The 18,234-nt window shown below is 39.9% G+C and carries 18 protein-coding genes and 3 pseudogenes; 19 read left to right on the top strand and 2 right to left on the bottom strand.

Features of this window, described 5'->3' with window-relative positions; genetic code table 11:
- The first annotated feature begins 42 nt into the window (after positions 1-42).
- The 9 genes from AB4513_RS23765 (at position 43) to AB4513_RS23805 (ending at position 8,725) form a co-directional block, all read left to right on the top strand.
- Positions 43-411 carry a late competence development ComFB family protein gene (locus tag AB4513_RS23765; protein WP_009845358.1) on the top strand — a complete coding sequence of 123 codons (369 nt, stop codon included), beginning with the start codon at positions 43-45 and terminating at the stop codon, positions 409-411.
- A 38-nt stretch (positions 412-449) separates the two neighbouring features.
- Positions 450-731 (top strand): HlyU family transcriptional regulator, encoded by a 282-nt coding sequence (locus AB4513_RS23770; RefSeq protein WP_012600627.1) that lies wholly within the window; start codon positions 450-452, stop codon positions 729-731.
- A gap of 299 nt (positions 732-1,030) precedes the next feature.
- Positions 1,031-2,578: a Re/Si-specific NAD(P)(+) transhydrogenase subunit alpha gene (pntA, locus tag AB4513_RS23775; protein WP_102258012.1), complete on the top strand. Its 1,548-nt coding sequence runs from the start codon at positions 1,031-1,033 to the stop codon at positions 2,576-2,578.
- 10 nt (positions 2,579-2,588) lie between these two features.
- Positions 2,589-3,986, top strand: a complete 1,398-nt coding sequence (gene pntB, locus AB4513_RS23780) for a Re/Si-specific NAD(P)(+) transhydrogenase subunit beta (RefSeq protein WP_009845361.1) — start codon at positions 2,589-2,591, stop codon at positions 3,984-3,986.
- Positions 3,987-4,332: 346 nt separating this feature from the next.
- Complete coding sequence (gene vxrA, locus AB4513_RS23785) at positions 4,333-5,805, top strand: sensor histidine kinase VxrA (protein WP_017101861.1); 1,473 nt, start codon at positions 4,333-4,335, stop codon at positions 5,803-5,805.
- Entirely contained in the window at positions 5,780-6,439 is a 660-nt protein-coding gene (vxrB, locus tag AB4513_RS23790) for a response regulator transcription factor VxrB (protein ID WP_009845363.1), read from the top strand. The genes vxrA and vxrB overlap by 26 nt, the downstream gene beginning before the upstream one ends.
- Positions 6,439-7,317 (top strand): DUF2861 family protein, encoded by an 879-nt coding sequence (locus AB4513_RS23795; protein ID WP_102258013.1) that lies wholly within the window; start codon positions 6,439-6,441, stop codon positions 7,315-7,317. Before vxrB ends, AB4513_RS23795 begins: the two co-directional genes overlap by 1 nt.
- Before the next feature lie 59 nt (positions 7,318-7,376).
- Positions 7,377-8,531: a conjugal transfer protein TraF gene (locus AB4513_RS23800; RefSeq protein WP_012600631.1), complete on the top strand. Its 1,155-nt coding sequence runs from the start codon at positions 7,377-7,379 to the stop codon at positions 8,529-8,531.
- Between the two features lie 41 nt (positions 8,532-8,572).
- Positions 8,573-8,725, top strand: a complete 153-nt coding sequence (locus tag AB4513_RS23805) for a YoaH family protein (RefSeq protein ID WP_004731009.1) — start codon at positions 8,573-8,575, stop codon at positions 8,723-8,725.
- Between the two features lie 763 nt (positions 8,726-9,488).
- Here AB4513_RS23805 and AB4513_RS23810 read toward each other — a convergent pair.
- On the bottom strand, positions 9,489-10,769 hold the full coding sequence (locus tag AB4513_RS23810) for a GGDEF domain-containing protein (protein ID WP_102258014.1): 1,281 nt from the start codon (positions 10,767-10,769) through the stop codon (positions 9,489-9,491).
- A 408-nt stretch (positions 10,770-11,177) separates the two neighbouring features.
- On the opposite strand from AB4513_RS23810, the pseudogene AB4513_RS23815 reads away from it, so the two are divergent.
- From AB4513_RS23815 to AB4513_RS23860, 10 genes and pseudogenes are all read left to right on the top strand, one after another.
- Positions 11,178-11,366, top strand: a pseudogene (locus AB4513_RS23815) (hypothetical protein); the annotation flags it as partial.
- A pseudogene (locus tag AB4513_RS23820) lies at positions 11,366-11,559 on the top strand (hypothetical protein). The pseudogenes AB4513_RS23815 and AB4513_RS23820, both read left to right, overlap by 1 nt.
- 356 nt (positions 11,560-11,915) lie before the next feature.
- Positions 11,916-12,362 (top strand): hypothetical protein, encoded by a 447-nt coding sequence (locus AB4513_RS23825; RefSeq protein ID WP_102258015.1) that lies wholly within the window; start codon positions 11,916-11,918, stop codon positions 12,360-12,362.
- Between the two features lie 28 nt (positions 12,363-12,390).
- Positions 12,391-13,107 (top strand): hypothetical protein, encoded by a 717-nt coding sequence (locus AB4513_RS23830; protein ID WP_133151970.1) that lies wholly within the window; start codon positions 12,391-12,393, stop codon positions 13,105-13,107.
- Positions 13,108-13,221: 114 nt separating this feature from the next.
- A complete protein-coding gene (locus tag AB4513_RS23835; protein WP_133151971.1) occupies positions 13,222-13,890 on the top strand; it encodes a hypothetical protein in 669 nt (222 codons plus the stop codon).
- A gap of 112 nt (positions 13,891-14,002) precedes the next feature.
- Positions 14,003-14,770, top strand: a complete 768-nt coding sequence (locus tag AB4513_RS23840) for an ABC-three component system protein (RefSeq protein ID WP_198592105.1) — start codon at positions 14,003-14,005, stop codon at positions 14,768-14,770.
- Positions 14,771-14,918: 148 nt separating this feature from the next.
- The gene (locus tag AB4513_RS23845) at positions 14,919-14,987 is read left to right on the top strand and encodes a hypothetical protein (protein ID WP_372074161.1); all 69 of its coding nucleotides are present in this window, start codon (positions 14,919-14,921) and stop codon (positions 14,985-14,987) included.
- Positions 14,981-15,613 carry an ATP-binding protein gene (locus AB4513_RS23850; RefSeq protein ID WP_102258019.1) on the top strand — a complete coding sequence of 211 codons (633 nt, stop codon included), beginning with the start codon at positions 14,981-14,983 and terminating at the stop codon, positions 15,611-15,613. Before AB4513_RS23845 ends, AB4513_RS23850 begins: the two co-directional genes overlap by 7 nt.
- A gap of 124 nt (positions 15,614-15,737) precedes the next feature.
- Positions 15,738-16,595: a DUF2326 domain-containing protein gene (locus AB4513_RS23855; RefSeq protein ID WP_102258020.1), complete on the top strand. Its 858-nt coding sequence runs from the start codon at positions 15,738-15,740 to the stop codon at positions 16,593-16,595.
- A 29-nt stretch (positions 16,596-16,624) separates the two neighbouring features.
- Positions 16,625-17,260, top strand: coding sequence for a hypothetical protein (locus AB4513_RS23860; protein ID WP_102258021.1), 636 nt, complete (start codon positions 16,625-16,627; stop codon positions 17,258-17,260).
- A 134-nt stretch (positions 17,261-17,394) separates the two neighbouring features.
- On the opposite strand, the pseudogene AB4513_RS23865 reads toward AB4513_RS23860, so the two are convergent.
- Positions 17,395-17,670: pseudogene (locus AB4513_RS23865) on the bottom strand (DUF3653 domain-containing protein); the annotation flags it as partial.
- Positions 17,671-18,234 lie beyond the last annotated feature (564 nt).

Below are 18,234 nucleotides of genomic sequence, written 5' to 3' on the forward strand. Positions count from 1 at the left end.
AACGATTAAACTAGAAACAACCGATCAACATGGAGGTGTATTATGCAAATCAGTGTCGATGTCCATAACTATATGGAAACTTTGGTGGGAAATGTATTAGCGACAGAAGAGTATGTTTCTGGCTATACCAACGAGCAGTTAGCCGATCTTGCGTGTTTGGCTTTAGGTCAGCTTAAACCAATCTATATTCGCTTCGACGTCGATTTTCTATCGGCATTGCCAGAGGATAAATTGGTACTGTATAAACGAAATAGTGAGATCGCGGTCAAAAATGCAGAAAGTATGATCATTGACGACAGAAGACGCGAGCGTGACGACAATGTACCCGTTATCTTTAGTCAACATAATTTTGATGATGACGTAGAATTGCAATGGTATGAAAAGCCATTGTTGAGCGGTAAACAGTCATGATAGTTTACGGTTAATGCGGTCATTTAAGGAGTAAAAACGTGGGATTCTTTTCTAGATTATTTAGTGGCAAAGAAAAAACCGAACAAAAAGTAGAAATTGAGCCAGTCGAATACAAAGGCTTCAATATCTATCAAGATGCCATTGCTGAATCTGGTCAATACCGTGTAGCTGGGCGAATCGAGAAAGAATTTGATGGTGAAATCAAAACCCATCGTTTTATTCGTTCAGATGTTGTTTCAAACAAACAAGATGCCGATGAACTGATGCTTAAAAAATCGCAGATGTTCATCGACCAAATGGGCGATAGCATTTTTAGCTAACCAAATAGGGTTAGAATTGATGTTGGTCATAATTTAGAGAGCTTTCAGTGTATATGCTGAAAGCTCTTTTTAGTTTTAGGAACAAAGAACAGCTAGTAGGTTGTTATTTAAAGGAATATTTGCAAGTGGTTTGACCTCTTGGCTCAAAAGAGGCGTCATTTCTTCAAATGAAGTGCTCCAATTCCATCCAAATCGTTATAAGTAATAACTTTTCCTGTTCTTTGAATAAAACGCTTGAAGTATTAGTTGTCGTTAGATACAAACGAATAAGTCATTGTGCCAATAGTCAAGGAATAGCTATGCAAATTGGTGTACCAAGAGAAACACTCGCAGGTGAAACGCGAGTTGCTGCTTCGCCGAAATCGGTAGAACAGCTTCTAAAATTAGGATTTGAAGTTTGTGTTGAATCACAAGCAGGTGCGTTAGCAAGTTTTGAAGATGCAGTTTATGAACAAGCTGGAGCAAAAATTGTCACCGCAGATGAAGCTTGGAAATCCGATATTATTTTTAAAGTTAACGCTCCGATCGTTGACGAAACTACAAATGAAATTGATCTTCTTAAAGATGGCGCAACATTGGTCAGCTTTATTTGGCCAGCTCAGAACCCAGAATTAATGGAACAATTGTCCACTCGTAATATTAACGTGATGGCGATGGATTCTGTACCTCGTATTTCAAGAGCTCAAGCGTTAGATGCATTGAGTTCTATGGCTAACATCGCGGGTTACCGTGCTGTTGTTGAGGCGGCGCATGAGTTTGGTCGATTCTTCACAGGTCAAATTACGGCGGCAGGCAAAGTTCCACCAGCGAAGGTACTGGTTGCTGGTGCGGGTGTTGCTGGCCTAGCAGCAATTGGCGCTGCGGGTAGTTTGGGTGCGATCGTTCGTTCGTTCGATGTTCGTCCTGAAGTAAAAGAGCAAGTCGAGTCTATGGGCGCTGAATTCTTGGAAGTGGATTTCAAGGAAGATACCAGCGCGGGCGACGGCTACGCAAAAGAGATGTCTGAAGCATTCAATAAGAAAGCTGAAGAACTGTATGCAGCTCAAGCTAAAGATGTCGATATCATCATTACAACGGCACTGATCCCAGGTCGTCCGGCACCTAAGCTGATTACCAAAGAGATGGTAGACAGCATGAGTGCTGGTAGTGTGATTGTTGACCTTGCGGCAGCCAATGGCGGTAACTGTGAATATACCGTTGCGGATCAAGTCATTACAACGGCTAACGGCGTGAAAGTGGTAGGTTACACAGATATGGTTGGTCGACTACCGACTCAATCATCTCAACTGTATGCAACGAACCTAGTTAACTTGCTGAAACTGCTTTGCAAAGAGAAAGATGGCAACATCAATATTGACTTTGAAGATGTCGTGCTACGCGGTGTTACCGTGGTTAAAGAGGGTGAAGTCACTTGGCCTGCACCACCAATTCAAGTTTCAGCTCAACCACAACAAGCTAAGCCCAAAGCGGTTAAACCGGAGCCTAAAGTTGAAGAGCTGGTTTCTCCAATTAAGAAAGTGGCAGGCATGGCGGTTGCTGTAGGTGCATTTGCTTGGGTAGCTTCAGTTGCTCCTGCTGCGTTCTTATCTCACTTTACCGTTTTTGTACTCGCTTGTGTGGTGGGTTATTACGTCGTTTGGAATGTAAGCCATTCTCTGCATACGCCTTTGATGTCCGTAACTAACGCGATTTCAGGAATCATTGTAGTCGGTGCACTGTTACAGATAGGACAAGGAAGTGGCGTTGTCACGTTCTTATCATTTATTGCCGTATTAATTGCAAGTATCAACATCTTTGGTGGCTTTACCGTAACCAAACGTATGCTTGAAATGTTCCGTAAAGACTAAGGAGTGACAGATGTCTGAAGGATTAGTACAAGCAGCTTATATTGTGGCTGCTGTATTCTTTATTATGAGCTTGGCTGGGTTGTCGAAACAGGAATCTGCGCGTGCAGGTAACTATTACGGTATCACGGGTATGGCAATCGCGTTGATCGCGACGATCTTTGGCCCACATTCTGCAGGTATTGTATGGATCATCATTGCTATGGTGATCGGTGGTGGTATTGGTATCCACTACGCAAGAAAAGTAGAAATGACTGAAATGCCTGAGCTGGTGGCAATTCTGCACAGCTTCGTAGGTATGGCAGCAGTACTTGTAGGTTACAACAGTTACATTGACCCACCTGCTACCGTTTCTATCAACCCTGCTGATATTCATGCAGAGCACGTGATCCACCTAGTGGAAGTGTTCCTTGGCGTGTTTATCGGTGCGGTGACGTTCACGGGTTCTATTGTTGCGTTTGGTAAGCTTCGCGGCGTTATCTCTTCGTCTGCATTGAACATCCCTCATAAGCATAAGTGGAACCTAGCGGCGATCGTAGTTTCTACACTACTGATGATTATGTTCGTTAAAGCGGACGGCAGCATGTTCGCGCTAATGGTGATGACTCTTATCGCATTCGCATTCGGTTACCACCTAGTGGCATCGATTGGTGGCGCAGATATGCCAGTGGTTGTCTCTATGCTGAACTCATATTCTGGTTGGGCAGCAGCAGCGGCAGGTTTCATGCTTGCGAACGATCTGCTTATCGTAACCGGTGCATTGGTTGGTTCGTCAGGTGCAATTCTTTCTTACATCATGTGTAAGGCGATGAATCGCTCTTTCATCAGCGTTATTGCTGGTGGATTCGGCCAAGATGTGGTTGTGTCTGATGGTGATGAAGAGCAAGGTGAACACCGCGAAACATCAGCTGAAGACGTGGCTGACATGCTGAAAAATTCAAAGTCAGTCATCATCACTCCTGGATATGGCATGGCAGTAGCTCAAGCTCAATATCCAGTGCATGAAATCACTGAGAAGCTACGAGCGCAGGGCATCAATGTTCGATTTGGTATCCACCCAGTTGCTGGTAGGTTACCGGGTCACATGAATGTGTTACTTGCTGAAGCAAAAGTACCTTACGATATCGTTCTTGAAATGGATGAACTCAACGATGACTTCAATGAGACCGATACTGTTTTGGTTATCGGTGCAAACGACACTGTGAACCCAGCAGCACTTGAAGATCCAAACAGCCCAATCGCTGGCATGCCAGTACTTGAAGTTTGGAATGCTCAGAACGTTATCGTATTCAAACGTTCGATGAACACAGGTTACGCAGGTGTGCAAAACCCACTGTTCTTCAAAGAGAATACGCAGATGTTGTTTGGTGATGCGAAACAGAGCTGTCTCGGTATTCTAGAGCATCTATAGGAAACACTTTTTAAGTATTTTCTAAGCAAAAGCATTAAGTCGTAACTAAATAAGGAGCTCATTAGAGCTCCTTTTTTTTGTTCATCTGAAAGTCGCTGTATCCTAAAGCAACAATCTATGACCCATAAGCAGCAATCTATGGCCTATAAGCAATAAGCACAGTCCGATAGATGGCCGTAAAACTCATTTGAATGAAGTTATAACGACTCAAACGATTAGCGAGTACAGCTGTGCAACATAGCCCTAATATGATCGAATTTGTCGCTATAACTCGTCATTAGCACGGTTTTTCATGCGGTTATAAATTTATCTTTGATAACGAATGGTATATATTTGATTGATCTATATGAATTTGCGTTGGTTTGTGATCATCAAAAGAACATTTACTCTGCTTATCGCTACATTATCCGTTTCAGTGAACGCGTTTGCTGACTCTTTACCTGAGCGTATCGATAACTTCACTAAACTTTTTGATCATGAAATGGCAATTGAATCTTATGATATTCGACTGCTTCAGGCTGATTACCCGACTCGCTTGATCATGCCGTCCTCTATGCTGCCGCAAACTGCTGAATACCCACTAAAAGACATCCAACGCTTATACCGGTTATCAAAAACATGCAGCGGAAAGTTGCCTTTAAGCCCTCTAATCACAGAGCCTTTGGTCTTTACTCGTGCAATGTGTAAAGGAACTAAACTTTCTGATCGTTGGTTTACTCGAAGTGGTTTGATTCATCCCGGTGGCGGTTCATATGCCGCACGCTACGTTGAGTTATACCCAGAGAAATTTGACTCGTTGAAGCGCTACATGCACATTCAAGAGCGACCGAACACCGAACACGATGAACTACTGTCTCGTCTACAGAAGATGGACAATGAAGCCATAACAGCTTTGCTAGCGGGTGCGAGTATGTTTGTTGAGCTTGATGAAATGTGGGTCAAGCGCGGTGATAGATATTACCTGTATAAAGAATCAGTTTGGAACGAAAACGCTACGCTCGCGGGTTTAGCCTTTAGTTTGTCCTCAGAAGGCAACAGCTGTTTTGTCCAACGCGGCAATGTATGTTGGGAAATAGAAGATCATTCAGAACTTCTGCAGATAGCCATGTTTATTTTGGTGATTGCCAATATCCTACTCGTGTTGGGGTGGGCGGTTTACCGTTGGAACAGTAAAAAACAAGAGATGAAGAGCCGCATGCTGGTTCTTCAAATTCTAACGCATGAATTAAGAACGCCGATTGCAAGTTTGTCATTAACAGTTGAAGGGTTTAGGCGAGAGTTCGAACACTTGCCAGAATCGGTATATGATGAATTTCGTAGGTTGTGTGAAGATACACGCCGTTTAAGGCAGTTGGCAGAAGCAAGTAAAGACTATTTGCAATCAGACAACCAACCGCTTGCTACAGAGTGGGTGCCAAGTGTTGAAGAGTGGCTTCAATACAAAGTTGAAGAAGACTTTGCTCCGGGCATTGAACTCCGCGTAAACAAAGATATTGCTGCAAAAGTAAACGTATATTGGTTAGGAACGTGTATCGATAACCTGATCAGAAATGCCGTGAAATACGGCGTTGCCCCGGTGATACTAGAACTGAATACTTCTGACAAGAAGCTGACATTCAAAGTTATAGATAATGGAGACTTGTCTCGCAAAGATTGGGGGCAACTAAGAAAGCCATTCGTAAGTAAGAGTGGACTCGGTTTAGGTCTGACGATAGTAGAATCTATGGTCGGAAAAATGGGCGGTCACATGACGCTTATCGGCCCCCCAACAACATTTATTTTGGAGATACCTTGTGAAACAGACATTGCTTCTCGTTGAAGACGATAAAAATTTAGCTGACGGTTTATTAGTTAGCCTTGAGCAAGCTGGATATGAATGTTTACATGCCGAGCTGATCTCTGAAGTTGAAGGCTATTGGGAACAAGCGGATCTTGTGATCCTAGACCGTCAACTTCCTGATGGTGACTCAGTAGATTCACTTCCCGGTTGGAAGAAAAAGAAAGACATCCCAGTTATTTTGCTTACGGCTCTCGTGACAGTAAAAGACAAAGTAGCCGGCTTAGACTCAGGTGCGAATGATTACCTAACGAAACCATTTGCAGAAGCTGAACTGTTTGCTCGAATCCGTGCACAGCTACGCCTACCTGATGCTGAAGATCAAGATGCATCAAAAGTGATGGCTCAAAATCTGGTAATTGACAAGGCAACACGTGAAGTGTTTTTTAATGAACTGGAAGTCACGTTAACGCGTACGGAATTTGATCTATTGCTATTCTTGGCAAGTAATCTTGGTCGAGTGTTTACTCGTGATGAGCTACTAGACCACGTTTGGGGTTACAACCACTTCCCAACAACTCGTACTGTAGATACGCACGTTCTGCAACTAAGACAGAAGTTACCAGGTTTAGAAATTGAAACCTTACGTGGCGTTGGCTACAAGATGAAAGCGTAATGAAAAAAGCCTTACTTCCACTACTCATTTTATCAAGCGTCATCAATACTGCACACTCCGCCGATTGGTTTAAGGACAGTGATGCGCTGACACAAGTGCACAAGCATCTGCTAGATAATGATTTAGCATTGATGTTTGATTCACTAGTGGAAGTTTGGCAAATCAACGCTTCGCAATCTCGCGAAGATCATCTCAATCAGCTGTTCGAGCAAGCATTGAACAAAGATTGTGGGAAAACGCTCACCAAAAACACTTTACCGGACTGGATAAGCTCGGTCGTCGTGAAAAGACACATTATCCAAAGCCCAGGCAGGGAAACATTCCGTGTGGCGATTGATGTTGAATCGGAAAGCAACATCCAAGACATCACCTTTGAGAAGTGGGTCGACAAGGTCGTTTCGTCTGATAGTGAGTTCACCAAAGGTAACCCTGTAATCAATAACACTTCAGTGAGTGTATACAGCAAACGTTATAGCTTAGCGTCTCAACTCGATTCTGGACTTTATCGCCTGACTGTAAAAGGAAATAGCGGTAACTCCTGGAGCACTTGGGTCATTCTTGGTGAAGTGGTTATGCGTCAACAAGTTCGTTGGGCATCTAAAGACTCTTGGTTGATCGATAAAAAAGCACTGCTGAACCCATACTGCCCATTACCAAAGTTAGACGTAGGTTTGTACGATTATGTCGATGAACGGTATAAGCAGGTGTGGGGTAAAAGTTATGAATCCGATTATCCGACCAATTTAACGGGTGAAGAAGTGCCCAATGATCGTTATGTTTTAGCTGTTTCAATGGTACATTCGCGCTGGCAAGGTGACATAGCGATAGAGCAAGCACAAACTATCAGTAAAACTTATGATATTTCTAGCGAAGAGTAGCTAAAGTAATTTAGAATTGAGCCGTTAATAATGTAAGGGATCTAACAAAGATAAACGGCATGAAAAATACAACTAAACTACTCGCAGCATCAATTGCATTCGCCAGTCTTCCTCTTTCAGCAGCAAACTACGCCATTGAAGCGCGTGGTGATGCGATGGGTGGTGTTGGTGTTGTTTCAGCAAACTTCCTAACAGCTCCATTCTATAACCCAGCACTTGTTGCTATTTATCGTCGTAACGATGATATGGGTATGATCACGCCAAGTTTTGGTGGTAGTTATAATGACCCCCAAGACATGAAATCAAATATTGATTCCGCTCTGGCTGCGACAAACACTGCAGATTTAGATGCAGCTCTTAAAAAACTCGATGGTAACCAAGCTAATGTTGAACTTGGTGGTGTTGTCGCATTCGCTATCCCAAATCAATTTATAGCGGCTAACCTATTCGGCAAAGCCTATACAGAATCGTTTGCTACACCAAATGTTTACAATGAAGCGTCAGCGACAGATGCCGATAAGCTTGAGTTGTCGACGGTAGAAGCCGTTGCTATTGGTGTTACCGAAGTTGGATTAACTCTCGCTAAATATCAAACCTTTATGGGGCAGCATATTTCATTTGGTATCACGCCTAAACTTCAACGTATTTACACATACAACTACGTTGCTTCTGTTAAGAGCTACGATTTGTCTGATGTAAGAGACAATGGTGAAGGTGAAACTTCTTTTAATATGGATGCTGGCGCGCTTTGGTTCACAGGTCCATTTCGAGTTGGTTTTTCGGCTACCAACTTAATATCTAGAGATATCAATACCAAAGATACATCTCAAACTTTAACGAGCACGACCAGCGGTGTGACACACAAAGTCGGTGGCCAATACGCATACAAACTAGAGCCAGTATATACCGTAGGTGCTGGTATCGTAGCGGACTACTTCACGCTTAGTGTCGACTATGACTTAAATGAAACCGAAAAGTTTACTTCGTTCAAAGATAATGAACAGATGATTCGCGTTGGTACAGAAGTTGATGTTCTGCGTCAGCTACAGCTAAGGGCAGGGTACTACAAGAATTTGGCATACTCTGGTTCAGAAGGTACAGTCACTGCAGGTATTGGGTTGTCGCCACTCAATTTGTTCCAGTTAGATTTAAGTGCTAACTACACAAATGAAAATGCAATGGGTGCATCAATCAATTTCCTTGCTAGTTACTAACAGTCCTTATATAGTTCTGCTCCTAAATAAAGGAGCAGACTATGCTAAACGACTTACCAACCCTTTCTCACGAAGAACAACAGAAAGCTGTTGAACGAATTCAAGAAATGATGACCCAGGGCATCAGCACAGCACAAGCTATCAAAATCGTTGCTGAGCAAATTCGTGAAGAAATGAGTAATAAAGAAGAGTAGGGCATTAGCCCTTCTTTTTTAACACCTTAGCGCACTATAACTAAATATATTACCCTATAATATATTATCTCGTACATACCAATTCTTTAGTTACCCTAAACCCCGGACTATTCAAAACCATTAAATGCCTTTTATTCAGTAAGTTACGTTAGAGTAATCCACTTATCAGGCTTTTCTTGGCTTCTATTTGTAATTAAATTACAGCGAGCTCTGAAAGCAATACAACTATCATTTTGGGTGTCAGTATTTATGTCACCATGTCTAAGTAGTTAAATCTATGGCGTTTTTTAAGGATAGTGACGTTGTGACTTCCATTTTTAGTGGATCAGAGTGCGTGATTAGAAGCGTGACGGGAGCAGAATAATAAGGATTTCCTCGAAGAGCAGCGCGAGATAAGTAACGACGGTAATGTTCAAAACCGATACCGCGAGTGACTTACGACTGCTTAGAGAAAGCTTTTACTAGCCAGATATGTGCGGTTTAGAACAAGTAGTTAGGAAGCTTAGAAACGATACATATAACCTGAGAATGCGATTAATGGCGTTACTACAGAATGTGTTGTTACCGATGGTGAGAGCGCGCTTATAGGCCTACATAACGATTAGAATCCTAATGAGACAGTAAAGCTTTTGGCTTCTTTAGTCTGCGTTGAAAATCTAACGGCGGCTTAAATGGACAGTAGATATCGACAGGGTATTAATGGCGTCTTGATTGGGTATTGGCAGAGAGTTGAACGTGTAACTGCAGTCTAGTCAAGCGAGCTTTAGTACAACTTTGCGACTTGGTTTCGTCCGTTGTCTTTCGCTTGGTAGAGTGCCTTGTCTGCACGTTTAATTGCAGAACGTATCGATTCATGTTGCTTAAGCTGTGTTACTCCAGTCGAAGTCGTTACTTTAAGCGCTTTAGGCCAAACGCTTTGGTCGATTGCTAGGTATAGATTATTGATAGATTCGTTACACTGTAGCGCAGTTTGCTCCAGGCAAACTAAAAGGAACTCCTCACCACCCCAGCGATAAAGTAAATATTGCTCACCAAGACTCTCGTTAGCCGTTGCGACAAACTGAATAAGTACTTTGTCACCCACTTCATGGCCATGTTGATCATTGATTTGCTTAAAATGGTCTAAATCAAACAAAGCGATGTGAATGGTTTTTCCTTGCTGAGCTAACCATTCAAAATCATAGAAAGCATCTAAAGCTTCAGTTCTGTTCCTACAGCCGGTTAACGGATCGGTTGTAGCCTTTATCTTTAGCTCTTCAATTTCTTGAGTCAACGAACGTTGTTGCTGTGCGGCATCTGTTCTTGTTCTTCTGGCTAGATATAACGCACAAGATATATAGTAAATCGCATACAGCACCCATAAACTAATTAAGAGTTTTCCTAGTACAAACTTGTCGATCGTCTTGCCGTGAAAAACGATGCTTTGTACTGTCAGTTTATGGTGCCCATCAAGTGTGCTAGCACCAAGCCCTAACTCAACAGACACTGCGTTGGTAACGTCTACGGCGCTATTCGTAATAGGGTGGTTGTAATAGTCGATCCACCACAAAGGGACATTGAAATAATCTAAGTCGATGTGTTTTCTATCGGGTAACGAGAAATCTAAACGATTGAACTTATTAGACATAGCGTCACCTTGAACGCTGTAATTCTCGTCGTAATTTCGAATGTAAAAGCGAAACCTTGGCTGTTCTTGGCCTTCGTAATCCATATTGATGGTCACTGAGTCATACACTGAGAGATCCAGACCTTTACCTTCCGTAGAGATAACGAACTCAATCTCACAGAATGGCGAGCTATAGGTACGCTTAAAGTCACACTGTAACTCAATGGTGTCTTCTGACTTATACAGCACCCCTTTGGTGCCACCATTATGTTCTTGGTCAGTGTTAACGAGTGTAGGGAATCTGTCTGGAGTGATAACGTAGTTTTGATCCATGATCATATGGTAAGAGATAAACGACAGTAGAGTGGCAGCGAGGCAAAAAACCGAAAGGAATATATTGATTTGCCTGAATACGTTGTCGCTCAAAATGTTAATCATCCATACTGTAACTTTGTGGTTATGCGTGATGTCACCGCAAACAGAGATTCTATCGAGTATTCACATTCGCACTCAATAGTTAAAATTGAATTGAAGATTATACAGAAAAGTTAATGATTAAACTGATTTTTAGAACAAATTCTGTACGCATGGCGTTGGTTTTGAATGCTATTCACTCGATAAGTGTGGTTTTTGCGGGGGTATCAATTTAACTGTATATTTATACAGTTAAATTTAATGTGGTTCGGTTTGTCGTAATCAGAGTTATGTGTGCGAGTTTTATGGCTTGCTGTGACAACGAGTTATGAGGCCACTGTTACTGTTCATCAATTAAAGTGGAGGGCCGTTATGTTGCAGTGTCACTTTTTAAACTCAATTTTATCGAAAACTTTGTTGTCTATGAGAGCGTTCGTACCACTCATTTTGTCTTTCATTGCCAATTACGCGCCATACGTAGAACAAAGCTTCAATGCGCTGCAGGTTATCCCAAATCCGTATTAGTTTGTAGTGGGTGCTGTTGTGGTTGATACGCTAGGCATGCGCGCCATGGTGCGATACTTACTTGAATACTACGCATCTCGATGGAAAACGAAGTGATGGCGTACCTCGATGCGTTAATCATCGCTTTGATTACAGGTGGAGTCTCAAGCCTTGGCACTATTGCGGCTTTGAAAACGGACATCAACTGGATAAAACGAGTGCAGCAGACCAAGAGCAACGGATACGAAAACTGGAGGTACCGAATGAAAGGACACAAGTGCAAGGGCCGCCGACCAAACGGCCAACTTAAGAAAGGTTACACGCTAAAAAATGGACGCGTAGTGAGGGCGAATACCACACGAAAACGCTATAAGAAACGACGCTAACCTCACCAATAAAAGAGCCACTTTCTTATAAAAGTGGCTCTTTTTGCATCTCATCTATAAGTAATTAGACACTTAGCATTTAGTTTTACAGCTAATGATTTAAATCACTGTTATAGATAGGGTTAATGGTTATAATCCTTCCCATCAAATCAACCTAAAAAGCAGAGTCTTGTATCTATCTACATGCAGTGTTTCTTTCTGATTCGCTCAAGCATGACGCAAGAGACCGTGATGTTTACAGATGTCAGCAGGTGCTTTTTATTAACTTTTGGATTAACGAATGAAACCGAAATTTTGGAAATTATCTCAGGGAACACGAGAGTTTGATCTACGAGATATAATTGAATCGATTAACTCAGGGTTGGTGTATGTCCACAAAGATACCCGCGGCAAAGGAACATCATCAACATCGCAAGCAGAAGACTTTATTAGTGCCGCGATCGGAGACTATTTTTATTTAACGCATGGAAACGAAGGCATATACCTTCTTGGCCAATTCGTAGGACCGGCAAATTTGTTTTCAAAGTATGGAGATGGATGGTTAGAACGTGAGTTCAAGTTTATCTTCGCTTCAAATAACTCTAACTTCTATTCAGGGGAACACAAGTGGTGGGCTCCGAATGATAATTCTACTTTTACTCGTGTTCCTGAGCATGAGTTAAGTCTTTTTGAAGAAGAAATCTTGAGACCATACTTTGAAGTCACATTGAATGAGTTTGGGCTTTGATTATATACAAGACTTTGAGGGAGTTAGTTTGAAGTTATCCCTACCAAGCTGGGCAAAAGATGTAGCTATAGTCACAGTAATATTTGCGGCGGGTGGAGCTTACGTCGAACTTAAACTAAAAGTTAGTCAACTAGAGTCCGATGTACTTACTTTGGAAAAAAGCAACAAGAACATGACAAATGTAATTATTGCTCAGTATGGCGTTGATTGGCAAAAAAATATATCCGAAATAACTAATGTGGATAGTTGGAAATCTGAGGTTAACTCATCAATTGATGGACTAGATCCTAAAATTTCAGCTAACACCAAACTTATTGATTGGAATAGTAGTTGGGTAACCTCGATTCAAAACTGGGCAGTTCAACAAGATGCATTAATTCGTTCGAGTACACTCGATAAGTTTCGTGCTATAGCGGTTTATTCAAAATCCAAATCTCTGGAAACTTTTGAGATTCGTGTTAACAAACAACATGTCAAAGGTGCATTCTATAAACTAGGTGACAAAGTTTTGATCGAAAACCCTCATCCTCCAGCTAGGCAAGTTGAAGTTATTGTACAAGGTTTTATTAATGATCCTGCCAACTCAAATGTATTAGTTCAAGTGAATGAATCGCTTCTTTCTGAGTTAGGGTTAACTACATTATCGGGAAGGTATGAGTTGTTTGTCACCAATGATCCAGATGTTCTAAGGTGGAAGTCACTCAAGAACCTACGTAAAGAGCAAATGTTCGGTAAAAACAATTAAGCAATGACATTCGTTAAAGTGGGTATTTTTGAATTAATTTTAGTGTTTCTAGAAACGTGATTGAATGTAGATTACATCTTACTCACTATTATAGGTTACGGGGCGTTGAAAATCATGTCGTACAACGTTAAGAAAATAGAGTGTGATAGTAAAGGTACTCGTTATGGGATATTCATCGATACGGTCATGCTTCATGTTGAGTACCGAAGGACTAGAGCTACCGAAATTATTGAAGACCTTCAACGAGGTAAAGTTTTAGCTGAAATTATTACTCCTGACATTGCACGGGCGGAACAAAGAAAATGCAAAAATCTACTTGAAGCTGAAGGTAGAAAGACAAGTCGTCTTGCGTTGGAATTATATAATGTTAAAAAGCTAATACCTTCAAAAGAAGAAAAAAAACCACTTAACATAATATCTGAGCTAGTTGATTCGAACTCAGATACTAGTTCCAAACCGCCTACAAAGCTAATGCTTAAATATGACATGAATAGGATAGAAGGCTTGGAGTTGAGTGCATTGATTGAGGAGGTAAAAAGTAAGGGTTTTAGATACAGTAAAGAGCTATCTAATTACATTATTAGAAATAAGTTGAAGCAGAAATACCCCAACATATCTGGTGTGGTAAAAATGGAGAAATCAGGAGAACAGTGGAACTTTTCAGGAGGATTTCCAAAGCGAATTTATGGGATTATTTGTAGTGAATTAAACTTGTCTGATCAAGGTACTACTGCAAAAGCAGTTGGTTTCAAATCATTCAAAGAAATAGACGGCTTGTTTTAAATACGACTTATTAAAGAAGGGTAATTGCAACTCACGCTTCCAGTGAAATTGTGTTCTTATTTAACCCTAAACAATTGGGTAATAAACTTTAAAATTAATGGTAGGGAATTTATTGGCACGTTCAGAATCTAAGAGAAAGAAGCCTACAGAGAATATGGGGCTCATTTTATTCGATGAAGTTAGTGGCATTTGTCCTAAATGCACGAAGCCTCTTATGAAAAGAGGTAATGACCAAATGATTAAGCTATATGAAATCGCACATATTTATCCACATAGCCCAAGGCCACACGAGATATTACTCCTTAAAAATGAGGAACTTCTTAATGAAAATGTAGATCATGAAGATAATTTGATTGCACTTTGTCGCGACTGTCACAAAATTTTTGATACCCCTCGTACCATAGAAGGATATCGAGAGATTGTTTCAATAAAGCGAGAACTTCAACGGTTGTCAAAAATAAAAAATAGTTGGTTTGGAAATTCAATTGACGATGAATTAAACGAAGTTATTATTGCGTTAGCATCATATTCCGGCGAAGCATTAGAAGAACTTTCATTTAAGGCTATGAAGGTTGAACACAAGTCGGATGATACTTTACAAGTGTTAGTTAAACTTAAAATTACTAATAATATTAAGTATTTTTATCCGAAAATAAAGTTGAAGTTTTCAGAGTTAGATAAAAGAGCTCCATACACGTCAGATACAATTTATAGCCAGGTAAAAACTTACTATATTAAATTAAAAAAAGATGGTCTTAATCAAACGGAAATATTTGGTGCATTAGTTGAATGGATTAATAACACCACCAACTGTAAAAATATAGAGATTTCAGAAATTATCGTATCCTACTTCATTCAAAACTGTGAGGTATATTCATGATTACACCAAGTAAAACAATACCTTTTAAAGATTCGATAGTATTCAAAATGACAATTATTTTAGATGATGACTTTGACGAAATTCCGTTAATTGATCTTTATAATAAGAAAAAAACAAATTCAAAGGAATTGATGAGTTTATTTATTCAATTGATGTTCTATATGTTTTAGGGAAGATTGAATTGGATCTAGAATTAGGTAAGGTAATAAAATGCTAAACGAGTTAAGGTGTAATAAATTAATTGATACTAAGTTAGAGTTCAATGACGGGTTAAATGTCCTTGTAGGCCCAAATGATGGAGCAAATTCCATTGGTAAGTCATCAGTTCTAATGTTAATTGACTTCGCATTTTCAGGAGATGATTTTATTAAGTTATCATCTGACATAATCGACAATGTTGGCATAATAACAGTTGAAATGGATTTTATCTTTGACGGTGTTATCCACAAGTTTTCTAGAGCTACAAATGATCCATCTGTAGTTACATTTATAACTGAAAGTGAACATATTGAAAAACCAATATCTGAGTATAGAGAATTTTTAAAAGAGAACTATAAATTCCCTGATGAATCAGCTAGCTTTAGGTCAGCGGTCAACCCATTTTTTAGAATATGGGGAAAAGAGAATAACAACCCAAATAAGCCACTGAACTCTTTCCCCAGTGAACCATATTCAAGCATCAAACCTAACGTATTAAAACTTTTTTCTTTACATGGGGACTTAAAAGAACTAGAGCTTGAGAAGAAGGCAACACAAAGTAAAAAAAGCATCCTTAAGGGAGCCTTTAATGAAGGTTATATAAAGCCTTTAACGAAAGTAGAAAGTAGAAAGAAAAATATGTGAGAAGAGGCTTGAAGAAGTTGGAAGTGGAATATCCAAGATAAAAAATAGCATTGAAATTCATGCAATAAACGCCAACCAGATAGTTAATGAAGAAAATTTAACCATAAAATATGAGAAAGATAAGTTGGTTGGGAATCTATTTAGCTTAAAAGGGCGGTTAAATAGAGTTTTAGATAATTTGACTTATGGTAGTACAGTTAATAAAAAATATTTTGATAAATTGAAAGGTTACTTTCCTGACGTGGACTTTGCAAAATTGAATGAGATTGATCAATTTCATTCAGGTGTTACTAAGATCCTTAAGTCGGAACTTAGAAATGAAAAAGATATGTTAGAGCTACAAATTAACGCTATTGAATTAGAAATTGTATCACTTGATTCAAAGTTGGCTAGGTCATTAGACATGTTAGAGAAGCCATCTGGCTTAGTTGATAAGCTTTTGGAGCTTTCTATTGAAGAGAAGGTGTTACGTGATCAGCTTCGATTTAGGGACATAAAGTTAACTATTGATACTAAAGTTGGCGAGTTGTCTGGAAAGATTACAGATAGATCAATGGCCTCACTTTTAAAAATAGAAAAAATCTTAAACTCAACAATGTCTAAATACATAAATATTTTCTATGAAAATAAACCGGTCACACCCAAGATCGAGCTATCCGAGACAAGATATGATTTTCTTCACAATACTGATTCTGGTACCGGGAAAGCATACGCTAATATGGTTGCTCTTGATATGAGTTACTTGGAGAAAACATATCTTCCTGCTTTGATACATGATCTAATTGTCTTTTCTAATATGGAAGACCATGCAATAGAAAAAATAGTAAAAGAATATTCAAAATCTAAGAAACAAGTATTCATAGCTATCGATAAATTAGGAAGGTTAAGTATAGAAACTCAAGAGTTAGTAAAAAAATACGAGTTCCTAGCTTTAGACTCGAATCATCTTGCATTTCTAAAGTCGTGGAAGAAACAAAGATAATTGATTATTTATACTAAAAGTGTTGAAAAATGAATTGGATTCCGGGTAATACGAAACAAGGAACATTTACAATTGTTGTTGCTATACTTTTATTAGCTTGTGTCCGAATTGGGTTTTATTTAAATAATCCAGCCGACTATTTTTCGGAAAATTTGTTACCTGAATTGACCGGAATGTTGATCGAGTTATGTATTTTATTGTTCATTGTTGAGCGTTGGCAGGAACAAAATCGAATCCAACTTTTAATTGTCAAAGAGAAGAGGTTACGTGAGTACTTAATTTTTTTCTTGCGTCATGGTTTTAAAACGTTGCCACGTAGTTATCGTGTAGGTAATTTTTATGGTGAGGAGCATGATCAGAATATTGAGTACTTAGACAGTGTTTTCGATTTTATTAAAGAAAACGGCTTAGCTACTGAGGAAATAGATGCTATCCGTGCTCAATGTGACATTGACTTAAACACATTTGGAAACTTACTTCCTGTAGCATCTGAGTTAACGGATGAACACTTCAAAGCTTGGTCTAGGGTTGTGTATTTCTTGGTCCGCATATCTAAAGGATTGGGCGACGATGAAGAAAGTATTAAGTACATAATCACAAATATCAAACGGTACGAGAACGCTTCCCATGCTAGTGGAATATATGTTGGGTCAAAAAACGTTTAGCAGTTATTCTTTTGACTACAAACATGTAATATTTTCAACCGGTTATCATTTTATGTAGTCAATGGAGTAGGTTAGATGTCGAGTTTAAAGGTCTGGAGAGCTAGATAAATCAAGGTGTGGGGACTGACCTGGTCTTATTTGAATTTGGTGGGCACCCAAGGTTTCGCAGGCATACGGCGACCGCCACGAAACGGTAATGGATGTTCTTTAGGTGGGTAAAACTTTGGGGAATCAATTCGACCGTGGCGTTCGACGAGCTGACGATGTTCGTCGCGCCAATACGCAAAGCTGAGCAATTCTTTCGGATTAAACTCGCGTCGCTCAGGCGTGATCAAGGTGGCACGGTCAAAGTGAACCCTAAATCCATTCTAGCGATGATCTAACGGCAAGTAACCGCGAGCGTGGATGTTTGTGGTTTAGGTAAAGTGACTTAACCGATTTGAACAAGTCTGTTCATGACATTATGTAGATCTGAGGAACACACAGAGTAATCCAATAATCTAACCAACAAACACTAACTTTATTGCGAGCTGCAAGTTGAGTTAAAAAAATTCAGCATGGAAACTTACAGACGAGCTCGTGTGAGAAAACTTAACTGGCTTAGTGGATAACACAAAACAGAATTCAACGTGTGTAGCCAACAAGAAACACGGTGGCGTGTGTAAAATCTGAAAAAGAAACGACAGCAATGCCCACAAGGTTTACACACAGCGCGCTGAATCATGAGTACAAGAAGATGTAAGTCAGACAGAACAAATGTTCTCGTTGATCGGCTTTGTGTAAACGAATCATGTAGATGTTGGCCACACGTATAATGGTTGGGTTAAAAGAGCATTTAGAGAATGCTGGTGAACTCAATATGCTTGAGGCACCAGTTGTTTAAGGGTTTAAGAGGAAACGATGACAAGAATAACTTCGGAAAATAGTGACATTACTATCTGGGGCTTACATGCTCTGTCAATCCCATTTTAAAA

Origin of the sequence: Vibrio sp. 10N.222.54.E6, from assembly GCF_041473955.1 — a bacterium.
In the GTDB taxonomy this organism is placed as follows: Bacteria; Pseudomonadota; Gammaproteobacteria; order Enterobacterales; family Vibrionaceae; genus Vibrio; species Vibrio tasmaniensis_A.